The 15,709-nt window shown below is 34.5% G+C and carries 10 protein-coding genes; all 10 read left to right on the top strand.

From position 1 onward, the window contains the following. Positions 1-24 precede the first annotated feature (24 nt). Positions 25-3,261 carry a SusC/RagA family TonB-linked outer membrane protein gene (locus tag U5A88_RS14080; RefSeq protein WP_354207469.1) on the top strand — a complete coding sequence of 1,079 codons (3,237 nt, stop codon included), beginning with the start codon at positions 25-27 and terminating at the stop codon, positions 3,259-3,261. Between the two features lie 20 nt (positions 3,262-3,281). Continuing rightward, the gene (locus U5A88_RS14075) at positions 3,282-4,697 is read left to right on the top strand and encodes a SusD/RagB family nutrient-binding outer membrane lipoprotein (protein ID WP_354207467.1); all 1,416 of its coding nucleotides are present in this window, start codon (positions 3,282-3,284) and stop codon (positions 4,695-4,697) included. Between the two features lie 69 nt (positions 4,698-4,766). Then, positions 4,767-6,005: a T9SS type A sorting domain-containing protein gene (locus U5A88_RS14070; protein ID WP_354207465.1), complete on the top strand. Its 1,239-nt coding sequence runs from the start codon at positions 4,767-4,769 to the stop codon at positions 6,003-6,005. A 70-nt stretch (positions 6,006-6,075) separates the two neighbouring features. Next, positions 6,076-6,603, top strand: coding sequence for an inorganic diphosphatase (locus U5A88_RS14065; protein WP_354207463.1), 528 nt, complete (start codon positions 6,076-6,078; stop codon positions 6,601-6,603). A gap of 452 nt (positions 6,604-7,055) precedes the next feature. Next, positions 7,056-9,419, top strand: coding sequence for a sodium-translocating pyrophosphatase (locus tag U5A88_RS14060; protein WP_354207462.1), 2,364 nt, complete (start codon positions 7,056-7,058; stop codon positions 9,417-9,419). Between the two features lie 80 nt (positions 9,420-9,499). Continuing rightward, positions 9,500-10,822: a tRNA lysidine(34) synthetase TilS gene (gene tilS, locus U5A88_RS14055; protein WP_354207460.1), complete on the top strand. Its 1,323-nt coding sequence runs from the start codon at positions 9,500-9,502 to the stop codon at positions 10,820-10,822. Between the two features lie 34 nt (positions 10,823-10,856). After that, a complete protein-coding gene (locus U5A88_RS14050) occupies positions 10,857-11,798 on the top strand; it encodes a tryptophan 2,3-dioxygenase family protein (RefSeq protein WP_354207458.1) in 942 nt (313 codons plus the stop codon). A gap of 85 nt (positions 11,799-11,883) precedes the next feature. After that, the gene (locus U5A88_RS14045; protein ID WP_354207456.1) at positions 11,884-12,660 is read left to right on the top strand and encodes a DUF3108 domain-containing protein; all 777 of its coding nucleotides are present in this window, start codon (positions 11,884-11,886) and stop codon (positions 12,658-12,660) included. Positions 12,661-12,766: 106 nt separating this feature from the next. After that, positions 12,767-13,996: a M23 family metallopeptidase gene (locus U5A88_RS14040; RefSeq protein WP_354207455.1), complete on the top strand. Its 1,230-nt coding sequence runs from the start codon at positions 12,767-12,769 to the stop codon at positions 13,994-13,996. A 111-nt stretch (positions 13,997-14,107) separates the two neighbouring features. Beyond that, positions 14,108-15,676, top strand: a complete 1,569-nt coding sequence (gene pgi / locus U5A88_RS14035; RefSeq protein WP_354207453.1) for a glucose-6-phosphate isomerase — start codon at positions 14,108-14,110, stop codon at positions 15,674-15,676. The last annotated feature ends 33 nt before the right edge of the window (positions 15,677-15,709 follow it).

Below are 15,709 nucleotides of genomic sequence, written 5' to 3'. Positions count from 1 at the left end.
ATTATTAACTAAACTCGATTAAACATGATTCGTAAATTGATTTTTTCTGTGTTTGCCATACTGATAACTAGTAGTTTTGTGTATGCACAGCGTACCGTAACGGGTACCGTAAACGATGCTTCTGGCCCGTTGCCAGGTGCTAGCGTTATTATTAAAGGTACAACCACCGGAACTACAACTGACTTTGACGGAAACTTTTCTGTTGATGTGCCTGAAGGTAATGCTACACTAGTAATTAGCTTTCTAGGGTATGTTACAAAGGAAGTTGCAGTAAGTGCCAATCAATCTTCTATTACAGTAACATTGGAAGAAGATTCACAAGCTTTGGATGAAGTAGTAGTTACTGCCCTTGGTTTCGTAGAACAACGAGATAAAATGGCTTCTACGTATTCTAAAATTGAAGCAGATAAATTAGTACAACCCGTCGAAAATAAAATTATTGATGGTATTGCTGGTAAAGCTGCAGGTGTAAGTATTAATGCAACTTCTGGTGACCCAGGTGCTGGATCTAACATTCAAATTAGAGGTACTAGCTCTTTAGGCGGATCAAGTCAACCTTTAATTGTTGTTGATGGTGTACCGTTAAATAATGATAATATTTCAGGTTCTGGTGATAGTGATGCTTCTGCGGGAGTTTCGCAACAATCACGTTTAAATGACTTAAACCCAGATGATATTGAGTCTTTTCAAGTATTTAAAGGAGCTTCTGCCGGAGCATTATATGGTTCAAGAGCCTTAAATGGTGTAATTGTAATTACTACCAAAAAAGGTAAGGCAGGTCGCTTAAACGTAACTTTTTCTTCAGGTATTTCTATTGATGAAATTGCTTATAAGCATCCGTTACAAAAAACGTTTGGGCAAGGTACAAACGGAAATTATAGCCCAACTTCAGCATTTTCTTGGGGTGATAGGATTGCGGATAGAAGTGGAGCAGCTGATGTTGTAGATACAGGTGGTCAATACTTTGAATCTTTGGTTACCGACAATATTATTTATCCTATTGATGATAAAAATTCAACAGAGGTTTATACCGATAGAAACTTTGATAAAGTATTTCAACAAGGAATAACTTATGATAACCGATTTACGGTGAGTAGTGGTAATGAAAAAGGAACTTTCTTTTTAAGTGGTGGACATGTAAGCCAAGAAGGTATTGTGAAAAGTAGTTATTATAAAAAGACAAACTTTACTGTAAATGCTACTTCAAATTTAACTAAAAAGTTAACGACCAATATTAAGGCAAACTATATCCATACAGGCTCAAATAGAACACAACAAGGCTCTAATACTGCAGGTTTGTATTTAGGGTTATTGAGAACGGCTCCTGACTTTGATATAACGGATTATAAAGGTAATTATGTGAGTAGTTCAGGTTCCGTTACTCCTTTCCGTCATCGTTCTTATAGAAGATATTTAGGAAATAGTGATAACGCTATTTATAATAATCCGCTTTGGACCATAAATGAACAGGAAAGTTCAGCAAACGTAAATAGACTAGTGGGTACAGGAGAGATGAAATATCAATGGAACGATAATATCACTACTATTTTAAGAGGAGGTGTAGATTTTTATGTAGATAGCAGGGTATATTTCTTTCCATGGTACACAGCAGGTTCTGCCCGTAGATATGGATTAATTGACGATGAAACTATCAACAATCAAGAATTTAATGGTGACTTATTGACCAATTTTAATTATGAATTGACAGAAAAGTTAAATACAAATATTGTATTAGGTTTTGGTTTAAACGATAGAAGACGTAAGCGTAACTATTCTACTGCAGATAATTTTATTGCTAATTTTAGAAGCCCTTTAGATCCTGCAGAAATTGCTCCTAAAGAAAATATTTCTTCAGAAACGACAAGAACATTAAGAAGAAACATTCGTTTTTACGGAACAGCTAATTTTGATTATGCAAATCAATTGATTTTACAATTAGGTGGAGCTTTTGAAAAGCATTCTACATTACCAAAAGATAATAACGGATTCTTTTATCCTAGTGCTGAATTGGGCTGGACCTTTAGCAATGCAATAGGAAAGTCTGACGCTCTTTCGTTTGGTAAGTTGCGTTTAGCTTACGGACAAGTAGCAAATGTACCTATTGCACACAGAGAGCAAACAGTTTTTGAAGTAGGTTCTTTTTCTACATTTTCTGACGGGATTGCCCTAGAAGATTTTGGAGGAGGATTTCAGTTTGATGAACGTTTGGGTAATGCAAATTTAAAACCCGAAATTAAAACAGAATATGAAGTTGGTCTTGATTTCCGTTTGTTCAAAAATAGAGTATCATTATCAACCACTTATTACACAAATAAGACTGAAGATGTTTTATTGACTATAGCAATTCCGCCTTCTTTAGGTTTTGATAATATTTATGGTAATGGTGCAACTATAGAAAATAAAGGTTTTGAAGTAGAGGCAAGGTATAACTTCTTAAAAAATGAAGATTGGAATGCATCAATTAGTGCAAATTTTAGTACAAATGAAAATGTTGTTTCCAAACTAGAGGGTGGTGGCGTTATCAACTTCACATCAGGAAGTTCAATAATTTCAGTAGCTAAAGAAGGAGAGCCATTAGGAATTTTAATGACTCAAGGTGCTCTTCGTGATGCCAATGGAGATATGATTTTAGATGCCAATGGTTTCCCTCAAGTTGATACAAGTGGTGACCTTATAGTTGGTGATCCAAACCCTGATTGGAGAGGCGGCATACAATTTGACTTGTCATACAAAAATATAAGTTTATCTGCTTTATTTGATACCAGTCAAGGTAATGACATGGCACAACGTACTCGATTTATTACATCATATTTTGGTACACATGCCGATGTTGGGAATACAATTACGCTAACTGAAGATTTAGTAAATCATGATGGTGACATAGTCACAGCTGGAACTACTGTTAGGGGTAATGTAGGTAATTTTGGTGGTGGTAATGTACTATTGGACGAGAACTATTACAGGACGCTCTATGGTTTTGGGGATGGTAAATTAAATGAATTTGCTGTTGATGATGCTAGTTGGACACGTTTTAGAGAACTTTCTTTGTCTTATACGTTAAATTCTGAGAGCTTTAAAAAAGCAACAGGTTTCCAATCTATTGAGTTCACTGCTTCTGGTAGAAATTTAGTAATTTGGACAGATGTGGTAGGTATAGATCCTGACGTTAACCAATTTGGTGTAGGTAGAGGAAAAGGATTAGATTATTTCTCTAATCCAGGTGCCAGAACTTATGCGTTCGGTATTAAGTTTAACTATTAATAAAATTTAAAAAAGAAATCATGAAGACAACATATAGAATTTTATTATCATTTGTTTTTCTATTCTCCGCAACCGCATGCGATGATTATTTAGATGTAAATGATAATCCAAATCAGTTAGTAGAAGTGCCTACAGGTACGCTTCTATTAAAAGGAACTTTACTGGCAAATGCTCAAGTACAGCAAGGTCATTTATCCAGAGTGTCAGGTTATTACACAGGAGGCTTAATCGGCTTAAATTTAGTGCAACAAACTATTTATAATTATGACTATACTCCAGGAGATACTAACGGAACTTGGGGACATATTTATAATGGTATTTTAGTTCAAAACAAAGAAATAAGAAGAGTTTCTCCTAATCTAGATATGCTTATGGCAATAATAGATATTAATGAGGCATTGGCAGTAGGTACTGCTGCTTCATTGTTTGGAGATGTGCCTTATTCTACAGCTGTACCCGATGATCCAAGTTTGAATTCACCTGACCCGACTTTTGATGCACAAGCAGATGTTTATGCTGCTATGCAGACTTTATTGGATAATGCGATAACTAAAATAGATAATTCTACTACATCAGTAGGCGATGAGGATAACTATTTTAATGGAAGTAAATCTAAATGGAGAGCTGCAGCAAATACGTTAAAAGCCCGCTACTATTTACAAACCAAACAGTATGCACAAGCATTAAATTATGTGGCTGATGGTATAAATAGTGCTTCAGGTACAATGGCTTACAATCCAATAGGAGAAGTTGATGGCAACAGTAACATACTTTACAACTTTGTTAATAGTAGTCGTGCTGGAGATATGACCGGAGAAGGTTCTTTTTATAGAGATTTAATTGACCCAGCCAATGCTAACGGCAGAAATAATGCTAAGACAGATGAGACCGCTCGCAGACAGTACTCTTACGTTAATGGTGATGGAGAACAAGCAGGCGGTATCGATGATCCTACAACGCCAATGAAATTGGTAAGTTACGAAGAAAATTTACTAATTTGGGCAGAATGTTTATTAAGAGGTGGTAATACGCAAGATGCTATTGATAAATTAAATGAGCTAAGAGCACACTTAAATTCTGGTAACGCTTTTAATATTATTAATGCAACTGATACTTACAAGTATGAGGCATATGAAATGGCTGATTTTGAAAATGGAGGTATGGAAAATACTGACGGTATTGATGTTGATAGAGCGGTATTAAGAGAAATTATTGAAGAACGTTATGTTACAGGTTTCACAACATTTATGCCCTTTAATGATGTGCGTAGATTGCGAGCATCAGATAGTGATGTAATTGTACCTTTTCCTTTAAACACGGCTTCTGCAACACAGAACCCACAAAGACTTTTATATCCGCAGGATGAAATTAATGGTAATGAGAATATTCCTAATCCAATACCAGATATATTTACCCCAACACCTGTAAATCAATAAAAATCTAATTTTTTCAATGAAAAAAGAGCTTGTTCTAAACCTTTTGAACAAGCTCTTTTATTTTAACTTATGAAGCTTAAACTCATAATATTACTTTTATTATTTGCCTCGCATTTAATTGCTCAGACTACTAATGGAGATATAGAAGATTACATCGGTGCTATTATTGACAATGCCCCTGGTAATTTAGGTGATGATTATTCAGAACCAAGTTTATCGCAATTGACTACTTGGAATACTACCATCGACTATTTACTAACGGATAATTTAACTAGTGCGAGATCTACAGTAAATGGACTTAATTATCAGATAACAGAATTTACGGACACCTCTATTACTCCAAATCAAGTTTTTTATGTTTTGGAAGAGAAATCTCCGCAATCAAAGTATTGGGGCACCTATGTATTTAGTAAAACCTCAACCCGTAACAATTTAATTATCCAAGCACCACATTCAAAATATGATACCAATACGGGTAAACAGGCAGTTTATTGTTTTAAAAACACTGTTGCAAAGGCTTTATTCATAAATGGTACACACCGTTGTAATAGTGATGATTTTTCCTCATGTTCGGGTACTACAAGTGTTTGTGGTAGTAGCGATTCGTATCGAAAATCGGATTTGGCTCATAATGTACATTCGGTTTTTCAAAAAACTACAGAAAATTTATTTATTGCAATTTCTAATTCTGTTTTTATACAATTACATGGTTTTGGTAAAAAAACTACAGATCCTTATGTTATTATGAGTAATGGAACCCGAGAAACACCTGCAACGGATTATGCAACTCAAATTAAAGATGCCCTGTTGGTTGAAGACAGTTCTTTAACTTTTAAATTAGCTCATATAGATACAGATTGGACACGCTTAATTGGGTTTACAAATACCCAAGGAAGACTCATTAACAATTCAGCAGATTTCTGCTTAACTTCTGCCTCAACAACTTCGGGGAGATTTGTCCATATTGAACAAGAAAAATCTAAACTAAGGAATAATGAAGCGGGCTGGAATAAAATGAGCAACGCTCTGGCATCTGTATTTGAATCAACCTTAAGTACTGACAACTATAATTTAGATCATCAAATTTCTGTATACCCCAACCCAACTAAAAGTGGTATTACTATCAAAGGAACGGATATTAATTCTATAGAAATTTATAACACGTTAGGGCAGCAGATTGAACTTTTAAAAAATTCTTCCAATGCCCCAACATTAAAAATTGATTTAAAGCCATTTTCAAAAGGCATTTATCACCTAAAAATTAATTCAACTTCTGGTATAGCTTCAAAAAAAATAATCTATTTATAATCTTTAATTTTTTTTGAGGTAGGGCGAGGCAATTTTCTTACTTTTGCCCGAAATTTTAAAAAAAGAAAAAATGAGTTCAAAAAAGAACATCACATTTGATGTATTGATAGAAATACCCAAAGGAAGTAGAAATAAATACGAATACGATTTTGTATTAAATAAAATACGATTTGATAGAATGTTATTCTCCTCAATGATGTATCCTGGTGATTATGGTTTTATTCCAGAAACTTTGGCGTTAGACAAAGATCCGTTAGATGTTTTGGTTTTAGGTACAGAACCTACTTATCCAATGGTGGTTATGGAAGTAAGACCCATTGGCGTTTTTCATATGACAGATGAAAAGGGTCCTGATGAAAAATTGATTTGTGTTCCAGTTTCTGACCCTTTATGGAATGATAGCACCGATATTTTCGATTTAACTCCACATAGACTAAAGGAGATTGAACACTTTTTCCAAGTATATAAAGACCTAGAAAAGAAAAAAGTAGATGTAGGCGGTTGGGGAAATGCCGAAAAGGCGGTTGAAATTTATCACAAATGTGTAGAGCGGTACGAAAAAAGCGATCATAAAAAAAATAGAACTTTTACTATTTAAAAAATAGGTTAAAAGCAACCCAATTATTTCCCTCCTTCGGAAAGGCTAGGGGCAATGTCATTTAGTTAAGAGATTATTTCATCAGGGATGTCAGGTTGAGCCTTTCGTCAGGCTCAAGACAGGCTTAGTCGAACCTATTGATTCATACGAATAGAAAATTCTCGACTCCGCTCGAATGGACAGTTTCGACCTTAACTAAATGACATTGTGGTCAGGGAGAGGTCTTTTTCATTAAACTACGTTATTTTATAACGTAGTTTTTTATATATATACAGTTTAAATTAAAACAGTTCTGGGTAAGGCAAAATAAAAAATTTCAGACTGCAATCAGTAGCCCAATCTTGATATAAGTAATGTTCCTTTTCAGTCTGTATAAAAGTTGGTCTATTTCAAGATATTTTTTATTACTTTTGCAAACGTTTGAAATATAAACTAACCTAATTTTAAATTCTATGGAATATATTGTAAATTATTTACCAGCTTTTGGTGTTTTGGCGTTATTGTTCGTGCTCATTAAAAATGTGTGGGTATCAAAACAAGATGCTGGTGATGCAAAAATGACTAAAATCGCTAAAAATATTGCTGTTGGTGCAATGTCGTTTTTAAAAGCTGAATATAAAGTATTGGCTGTTTTTGTTGCCGCAGTAGCCGTATTATTGTTCTTTAAAGGAAACAACGAAGTTGGTTCTAACGGTATGGTAGCGGTATCGTTTATAGTAGGTGCTATCTGTTCTGCCTTAGCAGGCTTTATCGGTATGCGTGTAGCTACCAAAGCAAATGTTAGAACTACGCAAGCCGCTAGAACATCTTTGGGGAAAGCATTGGAAGTTGCCTTTGCTGGTGGTGCTGTAATGGGCTTAGGTGTTGTTGGCTTAGGTGTTTTAGGTCTTAGTGGACTTTTTATGATATATAGTGGTCAAGGATGGGAATTAGGTGAAGTTTTAAATGTATTATCAGGGTTTTCATTAGGTGCATCTTCAATTGCACTTTTTGCTCGTGTTGGTGGAGGTATTTATACTAAAGCTGCTGATGTTGGTGCTGACCTTGTTGGAAAAGTAGAAGCTGGTATTCCAGAAGATCATCCATTAAACCCTGCTACAATTGCAGATAATGTTGGTGATAATGTTGGTGACGTTGCAGGTATGGGTGCAGATTTATTCGAATCGTATGTTGGTTCAATTATAGGTACAATGGTATTGGGTGCTATTTATGCAACATTACCTGAATTTCAAGGAGCATTTGACGGATTAGGAGCGGTTTATTTACCATTGGTACTTGCTGCTGTTGGTATTATAATGTCTATTCTAGGTACATTCTTTGTTCGTGTTAGGGATGGTGGAAACCCACAAACGGCATTAAATATTGGTGAATTTGGTTCAGCAGGTTTAATGTTGGTGGCTTCTTATTTTATAATCAATCAAATGTTGCCTGAATCTTGGGTGGCCGATGGTAGAACTTATACTTCCATGGGAGTTTTCTTAGCAACGATTGCAGGTTTGGTAGCCGGATTGTTAGTAGGTAAAGTAACAGAATATTATACGGCAACAGGTAAAAAACCGGTATTGTCAATCGTTAAGCAATCTGAAACAGGCTCGGCTACAAATATTATTGCAGGTTTAGGTGTGGGTATGATGTCAACAGCTATTCCGATTTTATTGATTGCTGCGGCGATTATAGTTTCACATAGCCAAGCGGGTCTTTACGGTATTGCAATTGCTGCCGTTGGTATGTTAGCAAATACGGGAATCCAATTAGCGGTTGATGCTTATGGCCCTATTTGTGATAACGCTGGTGGAATTGCTGAAATGGCAGAATTACCAAGCGAAGTTCGCGAACGTACAGATAAATTAGATGCCGTTGGTAATACAACTGCCGCTATCGGTAAAGGCTTTGCAATTGCTTCTGCCGCTCTAACGGCATTGGCTCTATTTGCCGCGTTTATGAAAACTGCAAATGTTACTTCTATTGATGTATCTAGACCAGATATCATGGCGGGATTATTAATTGGTGGTATGTTACCATTTGTATTCTCTGCACTATCTATGAATGCTGTAGGTCGTGCAGCTATGGCAATGATCGAAGAAGTCCGACGTCAGTTTAAAGATATTCCGGAACTAAAAGCGGCATTGGGCATTATGCGTAAGTACGATTCCGATATGTCAAAAGCTTCTGAAGCAGATAGAAAAATATTCGATGCTGCTGACGGTGTAGCTGATTATAGCAAGTGTATAGATATCTCTACAAAAGCTTCTTTAAAAGAAATGGTACTTCCAGGTTTATTAGCTATAGCTGTACCTGTTGCGGTTGGTTTTATTGGAGGTGCTGAAATGCTTGGGGGATTATTGGCTGGTGTAACTACTTGTGGTGTTTTGATGGCAATTTTCCAATCAAACGCTGGTGGTGCTTGGGATAATGCTAAGAAAACAATAGAAGAAGAGGGACGCAAAGGAACAGATGCTCATAAAGCTGCTGTTGTTGGTGATACCGTTGGTGACCCTTTTAAAGATACTTCTGGACCTTCATTGAACATCTTGTTAAAGTTAATGTCAGTTGTGGCATTGGTTATTGCACCAAGTATTTATATAGATTCAGATATGGTTTCCGCATATAACAACGAAAACAATCCAGCTCAACAAGAAACAGTAGTTGTAGCTGATGATGAAAATAAGGAGATGAAAGTATTGGTAAAAAAAGAAAATGGTGAGAAAAATGCTACTGTAATTACAACAACCGAAGTTGACGGTAAAAAAGAAGTAACCGTTAAAACTGTTGAAGGTGATGAAGTTGATTTGTTAGTAGCAAACCACGAAGAATAAAAATTCGATAAATAATTTTGTAAAACCGCCTCAGTTCTGAGGCGGTTTTTTTGTTTTAGAACTATTATCTTTACACCGTTTTGCTTGCACAATTTTCTGAACATATCGCCACAAATTTTCCTGAGTTAAAGGATAAAAGTCTGCTCATTGCCATTTCTGGTGGATTGGACAGTGTAGTGCTAACTGAACTTTTGCACAAATTAGAATATAATATCTCTTTAGCTCATTGTAATTTTCAACTACGTGATATAGATTCAGATCAAGATGAGATTTTTGTCAACGCCTTAGCAAACAGATTGGGTGTTTCGGTTTTTACAAAAAAATTCGATACAAAGGCCTATGCCAAAAATGAAAAGCTATCCATTCAGGTGGCGGCTAGAGAATTAAGATATGACTGGTTCTACACACTCATAAAGGAATACAGCTTAGATTATATTTTAACTGCCCACCATGCCGATGATAATCTAGAAACTTTTTTAATTAATTTAAGCAGAGGTACAGGTTTAGATGGATTAACGGGTATCCCTGAACAAAACGAAAATATAATCAGGCCTTTATTGCCTTTTAGCAGAAAGCAAATTATGCAATATGTCCAAGAGCATAATTTAGATTGGTGTGAAGATGCTTCTAATGCAGAAACTAAATATCTCAGAAATAAGTTGAGACATGAGGTAGTTCCGGCTTTAAAAAATACTAATCCACAGTTTTTAGAATCTTTTTCTAAAACAATTCAGCACTTAAAAGAAACACAGCAACTTGTTGAAGAGACGATAGGAAGTGCTAGGCAAAAAGTGATCCATTTTAATGAAGATGGGATTATTAAATTGGATATAAAAAAACTTCAAAAATTAAAACACACAAAAGCATACCTTTATGAACTGCTTAAGGATTATGATTTCACCGCTTGGAACGATATTTATGATTTATTAGAAGCACAATCAGGTAAATTTGTACTGAGCAATACGCATCGTGTATTAAAGGATAGAGATGTTTTAATTGTATCGTCAATTGAATCCGAATCAAAAAATGAAATCTATACTATAGACAATTTTCAAAATAGTATCCACACAGAATCATTTGAATTAGAAATTTCGAAAGCAAATCAATACTATCCTATAATACATTCAAATTTTGCTTTTGTAGATGCGGACAAGATTAAATTCCCACTAACTATCAGAAAATGGCAACAAGGTGATTATTTTTACCCATTCGGAATGCAAGGCAAGAAGAAATTAAGCAAGTATTTTAAAGACGAAAAACACTCATTACTGGACAAAGAAAATACTTGGGTATTAATTTCGGAGGATAAAACTGTATGGGTAATTAATAGCAGACTAGATAATAGATTTAGAGTGACGGATAACACAAAATCAATCTTAAAATTTGAATATAAACCTTGTTAAAAAGTTATATTTGTATCATAAAATGGAGAGAGAAATGGACAATAATATTGAAAAGAGAATACAACTTTTAAAAGAGAAGTACAACGCCATCGATCAAGACCTAGAAACGCAACTGGATGGCTTATTGTACAGCAAGCCCATTACCTACTGGGATTATATCCAGACCGATGCCCTATTGAATTTACAAATACAGCGTACCGGTTTTAAAGACGAAATGGTATTTATTATGTACCACCAGATTAATGAGCTTATTTTTAAAATGATACGTTGGGAAATAGACCAAATTGCTCATCATAATAATTTAACAACTAAATTTTTTACAGACAGGTTAATGCGTATTAGCCGTTATTTTGATATGCTTACCGCCTCTTTTGATATTATGGGAGATGGAATGGAACGTGAGCAGTATGCAAAATTTAGAGACACTTTAACTCCTGCAAGCGGTTTTCAAAGTGCCCAGTACAGGTTAATAGAATTCGGGAGTACTGAACTAATCAACTTGATTGATTATAGATTTAGAGCTAAAATTAACAGAGACACACCCTTTGAGCATGCTTTTGAACATTTATACTGGCAAGCAGCGGGAAAAGATTATAAAACTGGAGAAAAATCATTTTTACTTGACCAATTTGAAGAAAAGTATAAGAAAGAATTTCTTGATGTTATGAAAGAATATAACACTATTAACCTATGGTCTAAGTTTAAATCGTTGCCCAAAAAAGATCAAGAAGATATTGATTTGGTTAATGCTATGCGACATTTAGATTACACTATTAATATACAATGGGTAATGTCGCATTATAACACGGCAGGAAAATATATCGGTTCAGAAGATGAAGCTACTGGAGGTAGTGAATGGCGTAAATACATGCACCCAAAATATCAAAAACGCATCTTTTTCCCAGACTTATGGACTAAGGAAGAGTTTGAAAATTGGGGGATAACCAATTTAGAAAATTACAAAATATTGACTTGATTTTATCGTTTGATAATTATCAGAATAATGATGTTATATTTTTTTTGGAACAGTATTTGTATTTTACCTTACAAATCAATTAAACATGTATAAAAAGATACTATTTTTTCTTCTTTTTTCTTCTTTTGTTATACAAGCACAAAAGACTAAGCCTGCGTTTAAAAAAGGCGAGCTTTTAAAATACCGAATCAGTTACAGCAATTGGTTTAATGCAGGTAATGCTACGTTGGAAATAAAGGAAAGCTCAAATAATGGTAAGGCTTCTTTTCATATTGTGGGTAAAGGAAAAACCACTGGTGTAACAAGTTGGTTTTTTAAGGTAAGGGATGATTACCAAACCTATTTTTACAAAAACAATTTGCTTCCCTATAAATTTATAAGAAAAATTGATGAGGGCGGTTATACTAAAGATAAAGAAATACATTTTCATCAAAATAGTAATAAGGCAACCGTAAAAGACCATGAAAAGAATACAGAGAAAATGTATAGTACCCATAGTAATGTACATGATATGCTTTCAACCTTGTATTATTTAAGAAGTCAGGACATTTCTAAAATGAAAGCTGGTGACGAAGTTACGTTAACTATGTTTTTTGATGAAAAAAATTATCCTTTCAAGCTGCGTTTTCTAGGGCATGAGACCATTAAAACAAAATTTGGTAAAGTAGCTAGTGCCAAATTCAGACCTTTAGTACAAGCTGGCCGTGTTTTTAAAGCTAAGGAGAGCATTACAGTTTGGGTTAGTAATGATGACAATAAAATTCCACTTCGTATTAAGGCTGATTTAGCTGTGGGTTCGTTGAGAGCCGATTTAGACGTATATAAAGGGCTGGCAAACCCGTTTCCTATGATTTTTGATTAGGGAAACACATTAAAAAGTGTAAACAAAATTTAATAACTTTAACTTTATGGATTGTCTTTAAAATAGTAGTTTTGTGCTATTCTTTAAAAAAGACCTTCAAAATAAAGTGAAAAAAGTTATTTTTCTCCTCATAATAGTATTCCTCTTTTCCTGTAAAAGTGATAAAATTGATGAAGAACCGATCTCCTCAAAAATTGAAATTCCCGAACTGATTCAAAAATTTGGTTATACTTTAAATGATTATAAAGTTGTTGAAGACACTATCAGAAACGGTGATAGTTTTGGAGAAATATTAGATAGACATCATGTAAATCACACCGAAGTTTATAATATAGTAGAATCAGTCAAAGATTCTTTTAACGTTGCTAAATTACAGGTTGGCAAACCTTATGTTATTCTGGCAAAAAAGGATACTACGGAAAAAGCTCAAGTATTTGTATATCAACCTAGAATTACTGAATATGTGGTTATAGATTTTACAGATTCTATTTTTTACGAATTCCATAAAAAAGAAATAAAAACAGTTGTTAAAGAGGCCTCAGGAGCTATTACTGACAGCCTCTATGCCCTTTCTTTGGTTATGCAAGATAAAGGTTTGGATTATGCTTTGGTAAATGAAATGGCAGATATTTATGCTTGGACAGTTGATTTTTTCCATCTTCAAAAAGGAGATAAGTTTAAAGTTATTTACGAAGAGAAATTTATTGAGGACACCATTTATGCAGGGTTAGGAGAAATAAAAGCAGCATATTTTGAGCATAAAAACCAACCTTTTTATGCTTTTAACTTTACCACAGATTCAACCAAAAATGTTTCCGATTATTATGATGAATCAGCCAATTCATTACGAAGGCAATTTTTAAAAGCACCTTTAAAGTTTAGTAGAATATCTTCTCGATACAATTTAAAACGGTTTATAAGATATTATGGTAGGGTAAAACCACATAGAGGTACCGATTTTGCCGCGGGCGTTGGTACTCCAATTATGAGTACGGCAAATGGTACAGTAACTGAATCTAGGCGTAGAGGAGGGAATGGAAATTACGTTAAAATTAAGCACAATTCAGTGTACTCCACACAATATTTGCATATGAGTAAGCGTGCAGTAAAAAGAGGAGATTTTGTTAAACAGGGCGATATAATTGGTTATGTTGGAATGACCGGAAACACTTCAGGTCCACATGTTTGTTATCGTTTTTGGAAAAATGGTGTACAGGTAGACCCTCTAAAACAAAAATTGCCATCGGCTGAACCTATTGCAGATAGTCTAAAAGTAAATTACTTAAGCTTTATACAACCCTACAGACAGCAACTTGACGGTTTAATTCTCGATTAAATTTCGAAATACTTAATCCGCCGTTATTTATAATCGAATAATTAATATAATTTGTATCTAGGTACATTTGTTATTTCATTAAATTTGTAGTTATTCAAATAAAGATTTAAAATGGCGTTAAAAAATCAAAACCCAACTAAAACCATTGCTTGGAAGAGTTTACAAGAATCATATCAAGAGATTAAGGATATTGATATGAAAAAATTCTTTTTACAAGATGTGGATAGAAAAGAAAAATACACCTTGAAACACGACGGTTTTACCGTTGATTTTTCAAAAAATAGAATCAATGACAATGTTTTAACATCTTTGGTTGCTTTGGCTAATGAGGTTGATTTACAAGATGGAATCGATAAAATGTTTGCAGGAGATGTTATCAATGAAACCGAAAACAGAGCTGTACTGCACACCGCTTTACGGAACAAATCGGGCGGTGCCGTTACCGTTGACGGTAAAAATGTAATGCGTGAAGTAAACGCTACCTTAAAAAAGATAAAAGCATTTTCTAAAAGCGTAATCTCTGGCAAACACAAAGGATATACCGGCAAGGCTATAACCGATGTGGTGAATATCGGCATAGGTGGTTCAGATCTTGGGCCAAGAATGGTCGTTGATGCGTTGCAATACTATAAAAATCATTTAAAGACACATTTTATATCCAATATAGATGGTGATCATGTTATGGAAACCATCAAGGAACTGAACCCTGAGACGACACTTTTTGTAATTGTTTCCAAAACCTTTACTACTCAAGAAACACTGACTAATGCAGAGACTGTCAAAAAATGGTTTTTATCAAAAGGAGCAACACAATTCGATATACAGCATAATTTTGTAGCGGTTTCTACCAATTTGGAAAAAGTCTCAGATTTTGGTATCGCAACGGATAATATTTTTACCATGTGGGATTGGGTTGGCGGTCGATATTCATTGTGGAGTGCCGTAGGATTGTCTATTAGCCTTGCTTTAGGTTATAATAACTTTGACCAATTATTGACCGGTGCTAATGAAATGGATGAGCATTTTAAGACAGCTCCATTTGATAAAAATATTCCTGTAACATTGGCACTAATTAGCATATGGTACAATAATTTTTTCAAGACAGATTCAGAAGTAGTTATTCCTTATTCTCAATATTTGACACAGTTTGTACCCTATCTGCAACAAGGGTCTATGGAAAGTAATGGCAAATCGGTTGACCGTAATGGTAACCCTATCGATTATCAAACAGGTAATATTATTTGGGGAAATACAGGAACAAACGTGCAACATGCTTTTATGCAATTGGTGCATCAGGGCACAAAATTAATTCCGGTTGACTTTATCGGGTTTTCAGAATCGTTATACGGAAATTCTGACCATCATAATAAGCTGATGGCCAATTTTTACGCCCAAGCCGAAGCTTTGTATTTAGGTAAAACAAAAGAGGATGTCCATCTAGAATTAAAAACAGCCGGTAAACAAGATCAAATAACCAAGTTACTGCCGTTTAAAGTATTTCAAGGTAACAGACCTTCTAATACCTTGTTGATGGATAAGCTTACTCCAAAAAACTTAGGTAAACTCATAGCAACTTATGAGCACAAGACTTTTGTGCAAGGCTATATTTGGAACATCTATAGTTTTGATCAGTTTGGTGTAGAATTAGGAAAAGAATTGGCAAAAAAGTTTTTAACCTAATTTTTAAATTCTTAATGTTTTCAAATAATTAAG

The organism is Aureibaculum sp. 2308TA14-22, assembly GCF_040538665.1.
GTDB lineage: Bacteria > Bacteroidota > Bacteroidia > Flavobacteriales > Flavobacteriaceae > Aureibaculum.
Note: the sequence above shows the minus strand (reverse complement) of the source record. Positions and strands in the feature narration are given on the sequence as shown.